The organism is Variovorax sp. PBL-H6 (assembly GCF_901827155.1).
In the GTDB taxonomy this organism is placed as follows: Bacteria; Pseudomonadota; Gammaproteobacteria; order Burkholderiales; family Burkholderiaceae_C; genus Variovorax.
The window spans coordinates 701,848-718,676 of record NZ_LR594660.1 but is presented as its reverse complement, the minus strand read 5'-3'; the positions used below and the strand labels follow the sequence as shown (position 1 = coordinate 718,676).

Here is a 16,829-nt window from a genome sequence, read left to right as displayed (position 1 = left end):
CCTATACGTCTCGCTCCGTGGCCGGGACTCGACGCCGCTTAGACTACCAGCCGGAGGTGCAGGCATGGCTCGGTTGATTGTTGATTCGCGCGAGTCCCGCAGTGGGCTGGCGCAGCTGCTCGCGCAGCGGGGTGCTGACGTCGTCGTTGAAGAGCTCGACGTGGGCGACTATGTGCTGGCGGACGGCTTGGCCGTCGAGCGTAAGGCAGCAAGCGATTTCATCCTGTCGATTGAGAATCGACGCGTATTCGCCCAACTGGCGACTTTGAAGGCCACCTACGCTCGGGCCTTCATCGTTGTGGAGGGAAACCTCTTTGCCACCAGGTCCTCGATGGCCGAGGACGCTCTTCTTGGAGCCATGTCCTACATCACGGTGCTCGAAGGCGTTCCTATCCTCACAACTGGCACCACCGCCCAGACGGCAACGCTGCTGCTGACAATGCAGAGGCATGCCCTGGAGGGGCTCGGGTACGAGATTGCATTGTGTGCCGGGAAGCCGCGTGACCGCCTTGCCCAAAGCCAGTACCTTGTGGAAGGACTGCCCGGCGTCGGGCCGACCGCCGCGCGCAACCTTCTGAGTCATTTTGGTAGTGCGCATTCCGTTTTTACGGCGCAAGCCGAGGAACTACGCCAGGTGGCCGGCGTCGGTCCGAAGACAGTAACGACGGTGCGGGAAGTACTTGAGTTCGATACGCGAGGCGTTTCGATTCCTAAGCCACCGGCCACTTGAGGGGCTCGGCCCCACGGGCGCGACGTGGCTTTATGGAGCCGGGCGTTCGACAGGTCCTCGCTACACGGGAGCAGGACCACTCGAACGGAAAAGACACCATGGAATCTCTCGAACTGAAGTATCGCCGCCTTCCCGCGGACGCCAGCGATAGCTGGGAGCCATTGCCCGGCACCTTCAGAAGCGCCGCAAACAACTGGCTGGTCGTGCACGACCTGTTCCACCACCTTCCCCATGACCGCGGTTCGCTCGCGGAGGAACTCGCGACCCTAGGGGCGGAGTACTACGTCAACTACGAAGGCTCGGGCCTGCTGGGCGCCTACGATACGGCAGCCGCCGGCTTGCCCACGCCGGGCCTCAACGCCCTGACCCGCTCAGCGGCTGGCGTCGTAGGCATGGCCTATGAAGCGGGCGAAGGGCCGGAGGTGTTCGACCTCCGTCCGACGACCGCGCCCGTGGCGTGCGAACTGGCCGAATCGGTGTTCGTCGCAACGGAACGCTCAGCGGTCGCCGAGCTCGAGCATCTCCTCTGGGGAATGGGCAACGAGCCGGAATGGCAAGCCGCCAAGAAAGCGTTTTGCACACCCGGCCTGGTCGCCAGCTGGGTTCGACAGGGCTATCAAGGCGCGAAAGCGCGCTATCCGGACCAGGCGCGCGCTCGCGCAGGCTGGAACGAGGCAGTTGAGTTGCTGTTCACCGTAGGCTCCAAGGCCCAACCTGACGCCGTGCTTGTTGCAAGTCGACGCGGCTACTCGGCCTCCTTCGAGGTCGTTGCCTGACCCACCTTCGCGCCCCGAACTTTCGGGGCGCTTTCTTCTGTCTTCGGCCCTCCACGGCAAATTAGGAGACACCTTCCCTTCGGGAACGCGCCGGTGGCCTCCAAGAGCACGCCTTGCAGTTCCGGGTGGCGTACGGGCGCTCGCTATACGTGTGCAGGACATTATTTCAAAGGACACCCATGTTCGGAATGAAGCGAGCACTTGCCGCTGTCGTGCTTTCCCTTGCTGCAGGTGCTGCAGCCTGCGCGGTAGACAGCGCGCTCAGACCTAGTCCCGACGAGTGGGCACTGGACTCCACCGTGAGGGGCTGTACGCTGGCCGATATTAGCCATGAAAACGAAGACGTGGTCATGGTGTTTGCATGTGCGGACAAGGCCACTGTGCTGCATCTCTCTGCGAACCTCGGTGGGACGATTCGTCGGACCGCCGAGCACTTCGAGCACCCGTGGATTCGCCAAAGAGAAGTTGCGACCAAGGAGTTGACCGAGCGCCTGGAGGAGCACCTGAGAAGTGTGCGAAATCCCGCCCTTTGACGTCGTGCTCGAGCTTCCTGCCACCAAGTACGTTTTTTCCCTTCTTCAATCGGCCCGCCATCTGGTGGGCCGATTTTCTTCTTGAGGGTCCACCCGAGGATGTCGTCGTGCGCCATCCCTATAGGCCTTACAGGCAACTGCAAGTTCTAGGAGAACCATGAGGAATAGAGACGATTTTCAAGATGGCGCGCCGTCGCGCCAGGGCTTCTACGAGGTATTGCTGCAGGACGAGACGACCACCATCGCAGAGTGGCGCCAGCGCGACAAGCGTATCGGCAAGACCTGGTGGGAGCACCGTAGCGAGCATCCCTCGATTGCGAAAACTCCGCAACCGCTAACCCGGGTGAAGGGCTACCGGAAGGCATCCGCCCAGGCCATCGAGCAGGCTTTGCATAGGGAGCTTACCGAAGCCGAGCAAGTCGAGGTTGCTTACAGGAAGCTCCGTGGAAGCAATTTGGACCGGCTGGCCGTGCGCATGCCGGTTGTAGAGCGCCGCCGTCTGCGACTTGGCATGGCCGTTACATTCGGCGCCTTGCCAGAATGTGTTGTGGTCGGGCTGCATGAGGACGACGAGTACGTGACGATTCGCTACCGCAACCTCAAGCGTGAAAGCGGGCAAATGGTGGGCGCCGGCTTTGAATACCTGACGTCGCACTGGCTGGAGGTCTTTGAGACGGCCGCCGAAAAGGGTACGTCCGTCTGCCGCCCGTCGCTCCTGGAGCGGACGGTCTTTAGCAATGGCGACCTTCTGGGGTTGGTAAGCCGCGTGGGGCATTTCGGCGTCGATGATTCGCCCGACTACCAACGCGGCTACGCTTGGACCGCTGACGACAAGGACAGGTATCTCGATTCCCTGTTCTGCGGTCGTGACCTTGGCCGATTCATCTTCGTGAACTACGGATACACCAGGCCGGCGGAGGTCTTTGACGGCAAGCAGCGCTTGAGCACGCTCATGGAGCTTGTGCAAAGTCGCAGGGCATACAAGGGCATCTACTGGCACGAAATGCTGAAGCGTGAGCGCAGGCATGTCGAGTCCCGCGTCGTCCAGGTCGCGGAGGTTCCTGCCTCGAAGGCATCGCGCGCGGAGCTACTCCAGATGTTCTTGGACGTGAATGCCGCCGGCGTTCCGCAGACCGAGGAGCATCTGAACCATGTTCGGCGCCTGCTTGAGGCTGAACAGAGGAACGCGTCAGCCAACTGATTGAGCATCGGCCACCGGAGGAAATCTCCGGTGGCCGTTCCTTTGGGTCATCTCGCTAGACAGGAGATGGTCAACGGGCTCGGCTGAAGGCTCGGCCAAAAACAAAGGAACTGAACAATGGGAAGCTTTTACGTAGCTGATATCACCTCTGGGCGCGTACTGACGGGCGACGAGCCTGTCGTGGGATTTCTGGTCGCCTCACGGGGCCACCGGTACCCTCTCGACAAGAATCCGAACGATTCAATCATCTACCCGGCTGCTCGCTTCGAACTTGCATCACTGCCGGTATTCGGCACCTATTACGACTATGGCCGAATGGCTGTCGAAGACGAGGCCCAAGTCGGCGTTCGGCTCGCCCTGGCGATGACCGGAACCACGAAATGGGACGACCTGCTGAAGCGCGGGTTGGACTCTGACGAAGGGGTCCAGGTTGGCGGGGCTAAGCGGGCCTATGGGCTTGCGCTCATGCACCGAGACAGCTACGAGCACTTGGTGGCGAGCGGCGCCGGGCGGGTTGGCAGCAAGGTAGAGCTCGCCGCTCAGAAGGCGGGGGATGTCGAGCGCATGGTCGCTCTAGCCAACCTCTACTTCGGGAAGTTGGCTGAAATGAGGGCCATGGACCCGGCGGCCCGGGGAACCAAAGAGTTCTACGGCTCATTTGATGCCGTGAATGAGTTGGCGGGAATTGCGGGCCTGCACGGCGACTGGGCTGTGGAAGACGTACCTGACATGGCGAACGGGAAAAGCATCCCTGTGCCACCGGTGGCGTCGTACCTCACCAGTGGGCAAGGCGAAGGCCGGGCCGCGGATGAGCTGAAGACAGTCTTGCGTGCCGTGGGGCTGTGGAACCTCGGACAGGCGCAGGAAAAGGAACGCTCAACCCTGGGGGAGGTTCCACGCTATCGCGACTATGTGGCTGCGATGTGGGAGATGCAGCGGTTGATGTCTGCCATGGAAGTCAACGAGCTCTCCTTCGCGCCCAGCATGCTGGCTGGGCAGCAATCGAACCACGACGCGGTTTGTGCACGTGAGCTCGCGAGCGTTCGCAGTCAATCGAAGGCTCAGATTGCGTACTTGCGCGACTACGGAGGTCCGCGGGACGTGGCTGCCGTCTTGTCGCGAATTCGGGCACTCAAGGAGTTGGCGGCTGAGCTGGAGGCGCTGCTCTCTGACGTCTCGGCTGCCGCGGACGTGGACACGGGCGCGTAGCACCCTGCCAACTGATTGAAGGCCCGCGCACTCTGCTGCGCGGGCCTTTTTCTCGCCTGTTCCCTTGGCCGGCTGCAGGAATAAGTCCGTTCGCTAAAGGTGGTTGACTCTGGAGCTGCCCAATGCAAAAACTCTTTCTTACCCTGGCCATCGTGCTTTCCGCGACGGCCGCCCACGCTGACACCCTCGAAGTGAAGGTTGATGGGCTGAACTGCGCGCTTTGCTCGGACCAGATGCGGGCGTCCCTGCTAAAGGCAGCGGACGCGACTGCAATCGAGCCTAAACTGGAGTGCGGCGTCATCTTCCTGGAGACCGAGAAGTCGCCAGTGGCCACGGAAGCGGCGCTTGGCTGGACGCTGACAAGCCACGGGTTCAACTTGAAGAGCGTCGAGCGTTCGCGCAAGACGCTTGAAGAGGTCCGGAACCTAAAATGCTGAACCGTGAAGGCGCTACGGTCGCCTGGCTAACGCTTCTTACCAGCAGCTCGACCCTGGTCTGCTGCGCTCTGCCGGCAGTCCTTGTGAGCCTCGGCGCGGGCGCCAGCCTGGCGTCGCTTTTAACGGTCTTCCCTCAGCTCATCTGGATTTCCAAGCACAAGGCGCTCGTATTTGGCCTTTCGGCTGCGATGCTGCTCGTCGCGGGCTACTTCCAGGCCAAGCCGGCCTCATGCCCGGCTGACAGACGGCTGGCGGCAGCTTGCGTTCGCCAAAAGCTGATTTCGAGGGTGGTGTACGGCCTTGCGGTGGCCGCCTACGCGACCGGCGTGTTCTTCGCTTTCGTCCTGCCGCACCTGTTGTAGTCGACTTCGCCTAGCGGAGCACCGAGTGGTCCGCCTCAGCGGTGGCCATCTCCTGGTCGAACGCGGCATCGAACGTAGGATACAGGCGGTCTCCGACCCGAAAGCCTGCGTGCTCGGTAGACGTGGCTTCGGCCAGCGCCCTCAGCCTGTCATAGCGTGCAGCTTTCGCCAGCAACTCCATCAGCGATGCGTCGGCGAGCAAGCCACCAGCTCCGGTTGCCTCGACTTTCCCGATGAAGGATTCGGCCCTGCTCTGCAGCTCTCGCAGCTCAGGTGTCCAGCGCGGGGCGTGGATGGTTAGCTGGAAAGTCAGCTGTTTGAGCAGGGCCACGGGTGTGTCCGGGCCAGTGCCGGCGGGGAACGAAGCAAGATGGGTCATGCCCCGTGTAGCGCCCGGCCAGGTGCTGTCGCGCGAAGATTCGTGAGCGCAAGGGCAGCCGAGCAAACGGCGAAACGGGCCGCGGGCGGTCCTCCGGCGGGGTCGGCCTTACCCGCCCGGCCTAGGAGAGGGCGCTCCAAACATCAGCGGCCATGGCGCGGCCAAACCCCAAAAAGGCGACCAGAGTAAGTAAACACTTCAATGCAAAGTAAACGGGCCACCAGGACGCGCGCCAAATGATGCCCGGCACGCGGCGCCAAGTTATTCGCAGGCCGTTGACGGTCACGGCTTCGCGGCGGCCTTCCTGGCCCAGAGGGAAACGGCTGCACGACGCTCAGGCGTGTTCGCAATGCGAGCCGCGAGCGTGGTGCTCGATGCCGCGTCCAGCGCGCTTGCCGCGCCCGCAAGGTCCGATGCCTGGGAAGGGGTGGGCCCTTGGCCGCGGGAGCCCGCAATCATGCCTTGGGTGTATTTGGCTGCGTAGGCTGCCGCTTGCGGCCGCGCACCGTCGAAGTTAATAGCGATGAGGCGGTCGATTTCGTCCCGAATGCCATTGGCATTTGCATCCGGTCCCAGAAGCGCACGCTCTGCGGACGTCATCGAACCCAGGGCGGGGTGGTTCGACATTTCCGGCACTACGCCTTTTACGTAGTCGTCGCCGGTGGCGGCACATGCGCTCAGAATGATGGCGGCGCCAAGCGCAAGGAGGATGGTCTTCATTTTCATGCTTCCTAAATTGATTTGCCTAAATAGCATTTTAGCACAAACGCGGCAGTGCCGCACTCTAAAACGGTTTGCCAGTCCGCTCTATAGCAAATCGCTCGCTTCGCTCAAGCATTTGTCGGGTCGGAGAATTGGCCACGAGGCGGCCGCTTTCAAAGGCGGTGAGCAAGGCATCGGGGGCCAGTGCCTTGGAGACAAGCCACCCCTGCCCGTAGTCCCCGCCTAAGCCCGTGAGCACATCGAGCTGCTCTTGGGTTTCGATGCCCTCGGCGACAGTGGCCAAGCCGTTCGCTTTCGCTAGGCCTGTGACGAACTGAACGATAGAGCGGTCCCTAGCGCTTTCCATGATGTGATTGACGAAACTGCGGTCAATTTTGAGCACGGCGAGCGGCAAGCGCTGGAAACTGGCCAGGTTGGATGACCCAGTCCCAAAATCGTCGAGCGCAACCCGGGCTCCGACTCTGGCCAGCCAATTCAGTGCCGCTGCCGCTCGCTCAGCGTCGGCGATGGAAACGCTTTCTGTAATCTCGAGCAGTACACGACCGGGCTCAATTCCGGTATCCGTGATGGCCGCCAGGACGCTGTCCGCGTACGCGTCATCCTGCAGCTGCACCGGGGAGACGTTGACGGAGACGTAGTTGAGGCGCAAGCCTCCCTCATCCCACAGCAGGAGCTGCCTCGCGGCCTCCCGAAGCGCCCAGTCCCCGAGGGTTGTGATGAAGCCTGTGGCTTCCGCGACCGGCAGAAAATCATCAGGCGGGACTAGCCTCTCCGGCTGCTGCCACCTTACCAGCGCCTCCACACCGATGACCCTCCGGGTCGAGAGAACGAAGATGGGCTGGTAGTGGAGAACGAACTGGCCGTTAGCCAAGGCCGCTTCGAGGGCGGCCATATCGGGAGAGGCGGCGCCGGGTGCGGAGGATGCTGTCATTCCCAGTGAAGCGACCGCGTTGGTGTGCGCTCAGTGCGCGAGCGGCAGATAGGGTCCCGGCTCAAGCCGCCTGGGGGAGAGCGGAAAAAAAAGTCCACCGAACGGTGGACTGATGAATCATCTGCAATGGAGGCCGGGAAGCCCTCAATGCAGTATCTGTTGGCGGGCCCACTCCTTGACGACAAAATGGAAGGGCATTTCTTGCCACCCACGCTCGTAGGCGAAGGCCACCATACGGTCGAAGTCGACGCTCGTGAAAGAGGCGGATTCGCGCGGCTGGGCGACCGGACGCGCTTGAACTGCTTGCTGGGTCATGAGGATTCCTATCGGGGAGAGTTGATTGCCTTTCCCGTGTAGGAACAACCGCCCGCCAGGCCAGAAAAAAGCGTCCACTCAATAGAGCGGACGCTTAGCGAATCAGAATGCGAGGCTGAGCTGTGCCTTCGCCGCAGGATGGTCTTCAGTTGCCTTCTTCCGGCCGACGCTTGTGGGCTTTGCCGGCCGGGCGGGCAGCGAAATGCCACCGCGCTTCGCCAACCGCAAGTAGAGGGAGTTGACCTCTTCTGCGAGCTTCAACAACTTCCCGCCCTGGTACTGGACAATGTCGTGATGCTTTGAAAGGAACACCAAGTCATGTTCATGACTTTCCAAGTCGGCACTGTCGTGGCAGTACTCGTGGGTCAGCGTTAGAAGAAGCTCAAAGCAACCCGCGACGCCCCTGGCCATCGCCTTCTGAAGTTCCTTGCGGCCCATCACGATATAGCTGGCGCCGTCGGTCCACGCAAGCGCCACATCCGACTCACCCGACTGAAGCTCGCGCATGCCGGAGCTGCGCTCACCCGTCAGAAACCATTGGTGGAACTTCTCATGCTTCTGGCGCAACGCCGTGAGCATGCAAAGCTCCTCCACCGGCAATTCCTCGTCAGCCGTGACCAGGTACGTTTCGGTGCACCCTAGTGCAAGCGACTCAAGGCTTGCCGTCAGGTGACGGAGGTCCATCTTGGTCCTGTCCTCGATGATGCCAAGCAGGTCGTCCAGCGAATGGACCCTGAAACGCGAGAGCGTCTCTTCCGCCAGCACAAAGGCCTTCCCTTCCCGGTGCAGCTTGTTTCCGATGCGACCGTGGCTGCCGCGGGCGACCGCCAGCCGCGAGGCATTAGAGAGGTCGGTCAACGAGCAGTGGCGGCCAGTCGCATCAGTGAAGAGCTTCACGTCGCGCAGCTCGAGTTCCTTGTCGGGGGGCAGGGTGCCATAGCTCCACTCTCGTGCCAGGAAGTCTCGCTCTTCCTTCGTCAGCGACACCTTGGACGCAACCTTGTTGAGGCCGTACGTCTTCATGTGTTTTGCAATGCGGCGCCAGACTTCGCACTTGTGGCGAAGAATGTCGTTGCGCGCGAAGTTGACTTCAAGGGCCTGCTTCGAAACCACTAGGCCCCCAGTCCCGAACTCGTAGTTCGGAAACTTGCAAACCAGAACGCCCATGTTGTAGACCAGCAGGTCACCGGTCCGGACGATTTTGATGTACGCGTCGTCCGTTTCGGTGTCCCACTTCTGGTCTTTCACGTTGCGGCTGATTTCGCGGCCGTTCAACGTCACGGGAATCTCTGCAAAGCGCACGAGCTCAGAGAACTCGCGCACAACCTCGTCGAGAGCCGCTGCGCTCAGTGCCTCGTAGAGCTTCGCGTCGATGCGGCAGCCCTTCGATGTCGGAAGATTCTCGGTCAATTTGTAGCCGAGGTTCGGCTGCCCGATGATGTCGACCTCCATCTTGAAGGTGCCCGTGCGCCAGGTGTTGACCCCGAATGAATAGAGTTGTCCTCTGCCCATGCGGAAACGGCCGAACCGGGCGTCGCCGTCCTTGTGGGGCGTGCCGAAGGTTTCGAACCACTTGATGATTTCGTCCTTGGACTGAAAGCCGCGGCCGTTGTCCCGAAGCGTGAAGCTTGCTTCGCCGAGCTTGATGCTCACGCGGGTTGCGCCGGCGTCGACAGAGTTCATGACGCCTTCGAGAAGCGCCTTGCCCAGTGTTCCTGCCTGGGATTGGATGACCGATACGAGGATGTTGCGGTCCACCGCGAAGTCACGATTTTCGGAAGTCATGTGTCTTGAGGCCCCGAAGGGCTGTAGTTTGTCCTGGTGCGTGTAGCGAAAAGGACAAGGGCGCCTCAGTAAAAGCGCGTCCCCCGGAGCGGGGTCGGTGAATGCCGCCTGCGCGGCGAGGCCTGCCTTGTTACCGCGACGAGGCGCGGGTACAGCGGGGGGGGAAATATTCGACCGGCCACACAGTTCTTGTGGGGCCGCTTTTCTTATCGAAAGGGCACGCGTGTCCAAAGAAAAAGGGCCCGCGACGGTGTGCGGGCCCTGAAGGAGTGGTTAGCGAATTAGGCCTAGGGCGGACTTTTCGGCATCGGTGAGCTTTTCCAGGCCCCTTTTTCGATGCTCCTGGCGTTCGAGCTCGGCTTGGCGCAGGCGCTCCTGCTCGGCGAGGTATTCGTCGAACCAGGTGATGGCGCGGTCCAGGGCCGCGTCAATCTGCTCGAACTCGCAGGCCGCGGTGCCCGATTCGGCGTGCACGTTCGCGCGGCCGCCGGTCGACTCCAGGTGGAAGGACTGTGCCACGGCATCCACGCGGAAGTCGTCAAACCACCAGCTATACGCGTCGCGAAAGCCGGTGTGGTCGCGTGCCAGGAGGGAAAGCCGCAGGGCCTTCGCCCAGATTCGCAGCCACCAGACTGGGCGCTCGGTCTCGAAGCGCCCGATTCGTTCGGCTTCAGCCGCGGCTTCGGCGGCCTTGCGCTGGACCAGCGCGGCACTCCGTTCTGCAGCCGTGGGCTTGGGCTTTAGGGGCGCCTTGGCCTCGAGGAGAGTCTTGGAGGATGTCATTTGGTCGTTCTTTCGTTGGGTTGTCCTGATGCCCCCTGTAGCTATCGCATGGTCAATGGTGGAGCCGAGATGCACCACGCCTATATCCGCGCCTCCCGTGGCTGACTCGCTACACGCTCCAGGACCTGTTATCAGAAAGAGGCATCAATGGAAGACTACGAACAACCCCCTGAGGAAAAGCTCCTCCTCATCGACGGACTGAACATCGTACGGCGCGTCTACGAAGCCATTCCGGCCGACGATTCGCCTGAGAAGGCCCAAGGCGCACTGCGCTCGTCGCTGGCTTCCTTCAGGCGCGCACTGAGCGAGCACCGGCCAAGCCACGTACTTGCCCCGTTCGATTTCGGCGGTCGCACCTGGCGGCACGACCTGTACCCAGCCTATCGGCAGAAGCGAAAGCCGATGCCCCAGGACCTCCGAGCGGCGCTGCCTGAGTTCCGCGAGCGCATCAAGGACATCGGCATCCATTCAATCTCGGTCGAAGGTGTCGAGGCGGATGACGTCATCGGCACAGTCGGCGGCCTTTGGGCCAAGAGAAAGCCCGGTGCTGAACTCGTGGTGGTGTCCAACGACAAGGACATGACCATCATGCTCGCACAGGGCGCCCGAATCCGGGACCACTTCAAGCCGGAGTGGCGTGACGCCGCCTGGGTCAAGGCCAAGTTCTTCGTGCCGCCCGAGTTGGTTCATGACGTGCTGGCGTTGACGGGCGACGATTCGGACGATGTGCCAGGCGTCCCCGACGTTGGGGCGACGACGGCGGGCCAATGGATTGCCAAGTACGGTGGCCTGGAGAACCTACTGGCTGCGGCAGGCGAACTGAAAGGCAAGCGCGCCGAGAACCTTCGCGCGCACGTCGACCAGGTTCGCCTGTCCCGGAAGCTCGTTGCGTTCAAGACAGACATCTCGCTCGGCCTGACCTGGAACCAGCTGCGCTACCAAGTTCCGGTAGCGGCCTGAACTTTCCATCATTCCTGCTGCCCCGCTGAAAGTCGGGGCAGCCATTTTTTTTGGCTAAAACGCTTCGCTATTTTTGGAACTACATCTCGCGGAGGAGACAGTGTCGAATCGTCATGCCCAGAGCCGGCGTGCGTTCGTGGAGTTGGCCCGGAATCGCGGCTACGACCTTGAGCGCAACGGGCACAACTACGCTAACAAACTGACGAACGATGCCTTCGGGATGTACGAAGCGGGCTGCCGACAGCAGTCCCCGGTATAAGAAGCCGGCCCCTGGACCGCTGCGCAAGCAAACGACGGCCCGGTATTCATCCAGAGCGACGACTTCACCCATGACGCCCGACTGAGCATCTCTGGAGACTTTGGGCATGACCGGGTTCGATTTGCGTATGCGGAGGAGCTGGCTCGCCGGCTCAATCGCGCCAGCGGCCAAACTGTTCAGCTGGACGGTGAAGTACCGTACGAAAGGCTTCGAGCCTATTTCCTCGCGCTCGCACGCGTGCTCGACGCCCTTGGCTTAGACGAGAGCCAAACCCTCCGCTACGCGCCGGAGTGCATAGCAGCCTCGGTTTCCGCCGCGCTGGAAGCCCGAGGCATCGCGCCAAATCAACGACTTTCCTAGCGGCCCGTCGGACGCTCGGCCTCCTGGAGCTTCGTAGCCTACGGCAAAGTGCCCCCTGCACGTGAGCGAGGGGGCACGGTTCGCAGAGATGTCTGTCAGAGTTGCTCGATACCGGCAAGCTTCCAGGTTCCCCCGCCCGAGGGTTTCAGGAAGTGCCAGACCTCTTCGATGACTTCAGAGGGGTCATCCCCCTCGGCGATTTCCGCCTTGAAGTGGATGCTGCCAGTGAAGGACGCCGCCGAGCTTACGAAGTCGAGCACACGATTGCCCCGGACGCTCACGGCGAGAACTTTGGTACGCGGCGCTTCGTTCCGTTCATTGATGCTCGAGACAAAGTACTGCAGTAAGTCACCATCGTCGCTCAACGCTGCCAGTTCTTCCAGGTCACCTCGGTTGTTGGCGTCCTGCACGCGTCGAAACAGCTCCGGGGCTTCCCGCAGCAGTTCGGACTGTGCGTCGGCCGACGGCGCAGCAGTCGCGCGGGGGCTAGGCGTCGTCGCCAGCGCTGGGTCGCTGCCGGCCTTGTTCGTCCCGGCTTGACCCGCCGGCTGGTTGCCGCGGTCTCGCTTCACCAGACTGCGCAGGAGGAAGAAAGCGCCAACCACGACCAGCAAGGCCAGGAGCAGGCCACCGAGCATGCTCGCGGGCGCAGGCTTTTCTGTTTGTGACGTGGGTGGGTTGTTCACGGCGGCCGATGTAGCCCGAGGCGCCCGTTCGGAATAGCCCCCCGCCTCGGGGGCCTCGTGCTTCCGATTCGAGCTTCGTGCACCTGGGGTGTCTGGGTGGGTGTCGACGTGGGAGCGGGGTCTCGGTTGTCCGCCATCGCGTAGCCCGCGACACCGGCAAGGGCGGCGGCGCCCGCAATCTGGGCCCCGCTCCAACCGCGGCGTGGCGCTTCCTGGGTGGCCGGCCGAGCGTAGTTTCCGGCGGAGCCTCCGCCCGCCGAACCGCCACCCGCCGTGAGGGGCGTGCCCTCGCGCCGCGGCACATTGCTTCCGATGATGCTATTCCCGTTGCCCGTCGGCTGTGTAGCAGGCACCTCAGTGGCTCGCGAGTATGAGCGGGCAGGCTCAGCGGGCCGCGAGCGCGCCTCGCGCATGGCTTCGGAGCGCCGCAACCCTACCGACGCTCCGCCACCCGCGCGGACCGGCGCCCTCGCGGGAGTTGCGGTGACACTGCGGGAGGACGTAAATGATGACTTCGAACCGGACGGGCTGCCGGCGCGGGCATCTGCGGGCAGCGAAACTGCCAGCATGGCGAGGGTGGCCAACACGGCGGCGAGAGTTTTCAGCTTCAGCATTTGGAGGCTCCTCGGAATCGAAGCGGGTACGCGTTGTGACTGGAATAGAGACGGCGCTGTAGCCGCATCAGCCCGGAAGAAAACGCCTTCCCGGGCGAGAAGGCACGGGAAGGCGATAGGAATCAGCGGCCTGCCGGTTGGGCTGCCGCGCGCTCTACGAAGCGGTACGACTCGGTCAAAAACTCGAGGGCCGTTCTGCCACCGCCAAGACCGCCCAATTGGCTGCAAAGGTGATGGTCATAGACGATGCCCGCAGCGCAGGCCGATGCCGCTTGCTTGAAATCGCGCGCGAGCCACCCGTCCAGAACCCAGCGGATGAAGTGCGGAGCGAGGACCCGGTCCAAGGCCTTTGGGTCGATTTCCGGGCTGAGCGAGCTCAACTCGTCGTAGAACCGTATCGGCGCGCCATGGTCTTGGCCAGAACGGGGTACGGCCAAGATTGCCGGCTCAAGTGGCGGCGGAGGCTCCCCTGAAAAATCCGGAGAACCTTCCAGCAGGAAGGAAGCGAAGGCAACGTCTGCGGTGTGTTCGACTGCGCAGACGAAGTCGCGAGGGTGCCAGTTGCGCGCAATCCAGTGCGTGTACGTCGCGTGAAGCTGAATTCTCAGCTCTCGCAGTTCCGCTGCCGGGTTGGCCAGGTTGTCGTCGCCGTAAAAGCGCTTTGGGGCTTGGGTGGGCATGGGTTGTCTTGTATGAGTGGTCCTGGTTCGTCTAGCAAGCAGGCTCAGGCCATTCCTTGCGCCCGCCCCTAAGGCCGTGCGGAGCTTGCTGGTAAAAAAAAAGGGGGCCGCGAAGGCCCCTCTTGAGTGAACCGGGAGGGCTCAACGCTGGGTCAGCTGGTCGACCTTTGGCACGGCCCCGATTTCCGGCTGGCCTTCCACGTATTCGACTTTGGCACCCGTTGCCGATTCCACGCTGCGCGCCATGTCGAGGATGGTCTTGTTGGTCCACTCCTCTGGAGTACCAATTGCGCTTGCCACGGCGTCCCGCGCCAGGCCGCTCAGCCCGCCGCTCGCCTTCTGGAACACGGCATACATGTTCAGCTCGTAGCCATCCTTGTATCGATAGATGCAGGTGTACAGGGTCAGGTTGTCGGACCCCGAGACGCTGCGATTGGCACGCGACGTCCAGACGGCGCCGTCGCACTTGGCAACGCGTGGAATGGAGGCGCCGGCGCCCCCCTGCATGGCCATGATTGCGCCCAGCGAGGTCCCGCCCAGTGCCGCGGCAGGGTCGACGAGCTGGAAGCGACCGGCCGTCTCGGGGACCTTGGCGCCCATCTGCAAGGGACGGTTTTGCACCACCGAGTTCGTGTTGCGGGCCAAGCCGTCGGCGGTAGCCTTGATGACGGCGTCCGGGGTTGCGCGGGTCTTCACTTGGAACACGTGGTAGTGCTCCACGGTTTCGTGGCGCTTCGCAAGGGTGGAGTTGACCGAGCCGCAGCCGGCGAGGATGAGGACAGCAGCGACTGCGACGGTGACATGAATGGATTTTTGCATTTTAGATTGCCTGTTTCTAAGGGGAGGTGGTACGCGAGCGCAGCGCCGCCTTAGAAGCATTTTAGCATCAGCAGTATCGAGGCGCAAGCTGTTGGCGTTTTAGATGCTGCGAGTATGTCGTTTAGCCAGTCGAGCGCCCCCAGGGCGATTCCCTCGCCGGCCCCGAATGGTGGCTACACAGGGCAGGACTACTTTAGGGAGCTACTGCCCATGCCAATGCATGTTCTTGCCTACCACGCGACGGTTGCGCGCGAGGATTTCCCCCGCTTCGAACTCAGCGATGACGTTGGCTACCATTTCGGCTCGAAGGATACGGCTAACCGCAGGTTGGAGCACCTCCTACAGGGAGGCGACGAGGACGACCTCGAGGGCGCGCGCATTCTCCCGTGCCTCCTCACGATGCAAAGCCCTTTGCGCATGGCTGACTGCCATACGTGGAGCCTCAACAACGTCATCCCGGCGTTGAGGAACGCAGGTGTCATCTCGGCGGAGCAGAGTGATGCGCTGTGGGACGAAGGCTATCTCGACCAGGCTGGCTTCCGAGCATTGCTCGAAGGCGCCGGCTATGACGCGGTCATCTACCGCAATGAAACCGAGGGCGGCGGGGATTCCTACCTGATGCTTGACGCTGACCGCATCGAGTTCGCCTTAACGAAAGCACCCGAGACCGACCGATGATTCGAGCCCTCCACCGGAGGGCTCTCTTTTTAGGCCGCTCGCCACGGCGCGTACTTGCCCCACACCGCGATGAACTCTCGGGAGCCATTGTGTGCGCGGGAGTACAGCCACGAGGGGTGGAGGAGCGTGTGAGGTAAGGACCAGATGGACTTGGCCCGGTGGACGTGTGTGTTCCCGATGACCACGTAGGTTTCGCAGTTGCGGATGATTTCCTCTTCGACTACGCCGTGCTCGTTTCCGCCGGCTTCGTGGCGGGCCGGGTCGTACTTGTGAGTGACCCATGAGGCAACCACCACCTTCGGCTTGAGCGCGCACACCGCGTCGACGGCGTCGTACTGCCTAACATTTGCCCCGTAGGCGATGACTGGCTGGCGCAGGGCGGCATAGTGCGCTCGGATGTGCGGCCATTGCTGCATGAGGTTGTCAGTGCCAATGATGCCGAGCGCATCGCTGAGGACACCCGTCCCTGCCCCAATCTCCAAGGCGGGCCTGTCACCAATCAACGCCTTCAGCCAAGCCACAAGCTCCAGCGTTGGCAGCCCGTATGCGGCGTGGCGGACGCCAAAAATAGCCCGCTCCTCAACCGTCGTCCCTTCATAAAATGCGGCCGGCATAACTTTGAGTCGGCCGCCTTCGTCAAGCACCAGTGGCGCGATGTCGCGAACTTTCGTCGGGTCCAGGGCGCGAGCCTCAATCATCGGGGTCTTTCAGGGGAGCAGCGGGCGTTGGGCCCAGGATTATCGCAAACCTGCCGGCCTCCGGCGGTGGCATGCGGGCTAAACGCGTGCCCTATCCTGTGAACAAACCCTATAGGCGTGCAGAGCGCCGGTTAAATGCGCGTACTTTCCAAATTCCGGGACTATTACGACAACGCTCAGGCCCTGGGCGCGGATAAGACACGGGTGTTCGTGCGAACGGCCGCACGCCAGCAGTTTGCGGAGGGAGCCGTTCCTGTTCCCTGGAATGGCCTCACCGCAGCGGGGATTCCGCGCCGTATCGAAATCGCTGACGGCAGTGTGGTCGCGCTCGACGCACTCCACATCCTCTTTGCCGGCAAGTTGTACCGTGGCCTCCGTGTCCGCCTATACGGGCGCCACCTGCGCGGCTACCGCCCGCCACGGGACCACGACTTGACCGACTGCTACGCCGTCGATGAACATGTCTTTTACAACGCGCCGGGGGCCATTGCCGACCTGAGCCGACATGTGCCGGAGAAGGAGCTGAAGGCAAAGGGGTGGCGCTCCAAGCGCACGCTTGCCGAGAAAGTCGGCGACTTTCTAGGCGAACAGGGTCGCACCGAACTCTTCGACTGGGCGGTCACCCAGCGTGTTGCCATCGCGGTCAAGGAGGCTGAGCGCAGGGGAGTTGGCGTTAGCCGGGTAAGCCTGACGCTGAACCCCGCGCTGGAAACGGTGGAGTTCTACCGGCTATTCGATGCCTATCAGGCCTATCAGGAGCTCGACATGTTCTGGGGCGGCGTACTGGCACCGGAATCGCGCCCCATGGTCGGCATTGCGGACAAGTACCGCATTGCGCAAGCTGGCTTCGACCAACTCAGCTTCCGCAAAAGTCCAACCAAGCGACATACGGGATGAGGTGCTCGTCGATG

The 16,829-nt window shown here is 62.3% G+C and carries 20 protein-coding genes; 10 read left to right on the top strand and 10 right to left on the bottom strand.

Going from position 1 to position 16,829, the window contains the following annotated elements:
• Window positions 1–64 precede the first annotated feature (64 nt).
• The 7 genes from G3W89_RS31865 to G3W89_RS31835 all read left to right on the top strand — a co-directional run bounded on the left by G3W89_RS31865 (window position 65) and on the right by G3W89_RS31835 (window position 5,248).
• A complete protein-coding gene (locus tag G3W89_RS31865; protein ID WP_162570747.1) occupies window positions 65–730 on the top strand; it encodes an ERCC4 domain-containing protein in 666 nt (221 codons plus the stop codon).
• A gap of 98 nt (window positions 731–828) precedes the next feature.
• Window positions 829–1,506 (top strand): hypothetical protein, encoded by a 678-nt coding sequence (locus G3W89_RS31860; RefSeq protein ID WP_162570748.1) that lies wholly within the window; start codon window positions 829–831, stop codon window positions 1,504–1,506.
• A gap of 179 nt (window positions 1,507–1,685) precedes the next feature.
• Window positions 1,686–2,039, top strand: coding sequence for a hypothetical protein (locus G3W89_RS31855; protein ID WP_068677205.1), 354 nt, complete (start codon window positions 1,686–1,688; stop codon window positions 2,037–2,039).
• Between the two features lie 157 nt (window positions 2,040–2,196).
• Window positions 2,197–3,240 (top strand): DUF262 domain-containing protein, encoded by a 1,044-nt coding sequence (locus G3W89_RS31850; protein ID WP_068677207.1) that lies wholly within the window; start codon window positions 2,197–2,199, stop codon window positions 3,238–3,240.
• 117 nt (window positions 3,241–3,357) lie between these two features.
• Entirely contained in the window at window positions 3,358–4,449 is a 1,092-nt protein-coding gene (locus G3W89_RS31845; RefSeq protein WP_068677209.1) for a hypothetical protein, read from the top strand.
• Between the two features lie 122 nt (window positions 4,450–4,571).
• Complete coding sequence (locus G3W89_RS31840; RefSeq protein WP_068677211.1) at window positions 4,572–4,886, top strand: hypothetical protein; 315 nt, start codon at window positions 4,572–4,574, stop codon at window positions 4,884–4,886.
• Window positions 4,880–5,248 (top strand): hypothetical protein, encoded by a 369-nt coding sequence (locus tag G3W89_RS31835; protein ID WP_068677213.1) that lies wholly within the window; start codon window positions 4,880–4,882, stop codon window positions 5,246–5,248. The genes G3W89_RS31840 and G3W89_RS31835 overlap by 7 nt, the downstream gene beginning before the upstream one ends.
• Window positions 5,249–5,258: 10 nt before the next feature.
• Here G3W89_RS31835 and G3W89_RS31830 read toward each other — a convergent pair whose 3' ends face one another.
• From G3W89_RS31830 to G3W89_RS31805, 6 genes are all read right to left on the bottom strand, one after another.
• Window positions 5,259–5,579 carry a hypothetical protein gene (locus G3W89_RS31830; RefSeq protein WP_146039492.1) on the bottom strand — a complete coding sequence of 107 codons (321 nt, stop codon included), beginning with the start codon at window positions 5,577–5,579 and terminating at the stop codon, window positions 5,259–5,261.
• A 330-nt stretch (window positions 5,580–5,909) separates the two neighbouring features.
• Window positions 5,910–6,347, bottom strand: a complete 438-nt coding sequence (locus G3W89_RS31825) for a hypothetical protein (RefSeq protein WP_102905917.1) — start codon at window positions 6,345–6,347, stop codon at window positions 5,910–5,912.
• A gap of 64 nt (window positions 6,348–6,411) precedes the next feature.
• Entirely contained in the window at window positions 6,412–7,242 is an 831-nt protein-coding gene (locus G3W89_RS31820; RefSeq protein ID WP_068677220.1) for an EAL domain-containing protein, read from the bottom strand.
• Window positions 7,243–7,425: 183 nt separating this feature from the next.
• Entirely contained in the window at window positions 7,426–7,596 is a 171-nt protein-coding gene (locus G3W89_RS31815) for a hypothetical protein (protein ID WP_157103402.1), read from the bottom strand.
• A 102-nt stretch (window positions 7,597–7,698) separates the two neighbouring features.
• Window positions 7,699–9,381, bottom strand: a complete 1,683-nt coding sequence (locus G3W89_RS31810) for an ATP-binding protein (protein WP_068677222.1) — start codon at window positions 9,379–9,381, stop codon at window positions 7,699–7,701.
• A 273-nt stretch (window positions 9,382–9,654) separates the two neighbouring features.
• Window positions 9,655–10,164, bottom strand: a complete 510-nt coding sequence (locus G3W89_RS31805) for a hypothetical protein (RefSeq protein ID WP_068677224.1) — start codon at window positions 10,162–10,164, stop codon at window positions 9,655–9,657.
• A gap of 147 nt (window positions 10,165–10,311) precedes the next feature.
• On the opposite strand from G3W89_RS31805, the gene G3W89_RS31800 reads away from it, so the two are divergent.
• Entirely contained in the window at window positions 10,312–11,124 is an 813-nt protein-coding gene (locus tag G3W89_RS31800) for a 5'-3' exonuclease (protein WP_162570750.1), read from the top strand.
• A gap of 714 nt (window positions 11,125–11,838) precedes the next feature.
• Here the strand turns inward: G3W89_RS31800 and G3W89_RS31795 are convergent.
• The 3 genes from G3W89_RS31795 to G3W89_RS31785 all read right to left on the bottom strand — a co-directional run bounded on the left by G3W89_RS31795 (window position 11,839) and on the right by G3W89_RS31785 (window position 14,542).
• Window positions 11,839–12,429, bottom strand: coding sequence for a hypothetical protein (locus tag G3W89_RS31795; protein ID WP_162570751.1), 591 nt, complete (start codon window positions 12,427–12,429; stop codon window positions 11,839–11,841).
• A 736-nt stretch (window positions 12,430–13,165) separates the two neighbouring features.
• Window positions 13,166–13,723, bottom strand: a complete 558-nt coding sequence (locus G3W89_RS31790) for a hypothetical protein (RefSeq protein WP_162570752.1) — start codon at window positions 13,721–13,723, stop codon at window positions 13,166–13,168.
• Between the two features lie 141 nt (window positions 13,724–13,864).
• Window positions 13,865–14,542 carry a hypothetical protein gene (locus G3W89_RS31785; protein ID WP_162570753.1) on the bottom strand — a complete coding sequence of 226 codons (678 nt, stop codon included), beginning with the start codon at window positions 14,540–14,542 and terminating at the stop codon, window positions 13,865–13,867.
• 210 nt (window positions 14,543–14,752) lie between these two features.
• On the opposite strand from G3W89_RS31785, the gene G3W89_RS31780 reads away from it, so the two are divergent.
• Window positions 14,753–15,220, top strand: coding sequence for a hypothetical protein (locus G3W89_RS31780; RefSeq protein WP_162570754.1), 468 nt, complete (start codon window positions 14,753–14,755; stop codon window positions 15,218–15,220).
• 29 nt (window positions 15,221–15,249) lie between these two features.
• Here G3W89_RS31780 and G3W89_RS31775 read toward each other — a convergent pair whose 3' ends face one another.
• On the bottom strand, window positions 15,250–15,918 hold the full coding sequence (locus G3W89_RS31775; protein ID WP_162570755.1) for a hypothetical protein: 669 nt from the start codon (window positions 15,916–15,918) through the stop codon (window positions 15,250–15,252).
• A gap of 135 nt (window positions 15,919–16,053) precedes the next feature.
• Here G3W89_RS31775 and G3W89_RS31770 point away from each other — a divergent pair, with 135 nt between their 5' ends.
• Complete coding sequence (locus G3W89_RS31770; protein WP_162570756.1) at window positions 16,054–16,815, top strand: hypothetical protein; 762 nt, start codon at window positions 16,054–16,056, stop codon at window positions 16,813–16,815.
• Window positions 16,816–16,829 lie beyond the last annotated feature (14 nt).

Coding starts and splice junctions, on each gene's coding strand:
- G3W89_RS31835 (WP_068677213.1), top strand. CDS start 4,880: ATGCTGAACCGTGAAGGCGCTACGGTCGCCTGGCTAACGCTTCTTACC.
- G3W89_RS31840 (WP_068677211.1), top strand. CDS start 4,572: ATGCAAAAACTCTTTCTTACCCTGGCCATCGTGCTTTCCGCGACGGCC.
- G3W89_RS31790 (WP_162570752.1), bottom strand. CDS start 13,723: ATGCCCACCCAAGCCCCAAAGCGCTTTTACGGCGACGACAACCTGGCC.
- G3W89_RS31780 (WP_162570754.1), top strand. CDS start 14,753: ATGCCAATGCATGTTCTTGCCTACCACGCGACGGTTGCGCGCGAGGAT.
- G3W89_RS31805 (WP_068677224.1), bottom strand. CDS start 10,164: ATGACATCCTCCAAGACTCTCCTCGAGGCCAAGGCGCCCCTAAAGCCC.
- G3W89_RS31820 (WP_068677220.1), bottom strand. CDS start 7,242: ATGGCCGCCCTCGAAGCGGCCTTGGCTAACGGCCAGTTCGTTCTCCAC.
- G3W89_RS31860 (WP_162570748.1), top strand. CDS start 829: ATGGAATCTCTCGAACTGAAGTATCGCCGCCTTCCCGCGGACGCCAGC.
- G3W89_RS31825 (WP_102905917.1), bottom strand. CDS start 6,347: ATGAAGACCATCCTCCTTGCGCTTGGCGCCGCCATCATTCTGAGCGCA.
- G3W89_RS31865 (WP_162570747.1), top strand. CDS start 65: ATGGCTCGGTTGATTGTTGATTCGCGCGAGTCCCGCAGTGGGCTGGCG.
- G3W89_RS31845 (WP_068677209.1), top strand. CDS start 3,358: ATGGGAAGCTTTTACGTAGCTGATATCACCTCTGGGCGCGTACTGACG.
- G3W89_RS31775 (WP_162570755.1), bottom strand. CDS start 15,918: ATGATTGAGGCTCGCGCCCTGGACCCGACGAAAGTTCGCGACATCGCG.
- G3W89_RS31770 (WP_162570756.1), top strand. CDS start 16,054: ATGCGCGTACTTTCCAAATTCCGGGACTATTACGACAACGCTCAGGCC.
- G3W89_RS31855 (WP_068677205.1), top strand. CDS start 1,686: ATGTTCGGAATGAAGCGAGCACTTGCCGCTGTCGTGCTTTCCCTTGCT.
- G3W89_RS31815 (WP_157103402.1), bottom strand. CDS start 7,596: ATGACCCAGCAAGCAGTTCAAGCGCGTCCGGTCGCCCAGCCGCGCGAA.
- G3W89_RS31810 (WP_068677222.1), bottom strand. CDS start 9,381: ATGACTTCCGAAAATCGTGACTTCGCGGTGGACCGCAACATCCTCGTA.
- G3W89_RS31850 (WP_068677207.1), top strand. CDS start 2,197: ATGAGGAATAGAGACGATTTTCAAGATGGCGCGCCGTCGCGCCAGGGC.
- G3W89_RS31800 (WP_162570750.1), top strand. CDS start 10,312: ATGGAAGACTACGAACAACCCCCTGAGGAAAAGCTCCTCCTCATCGAC.
- G3W89_RS31785 (WP_162570753.1), bottom strand. CDS start 14,542: ATGCAAAAATCCATTCATGTCACCGTCGCAGTCGCTGCTGTCCTCATC.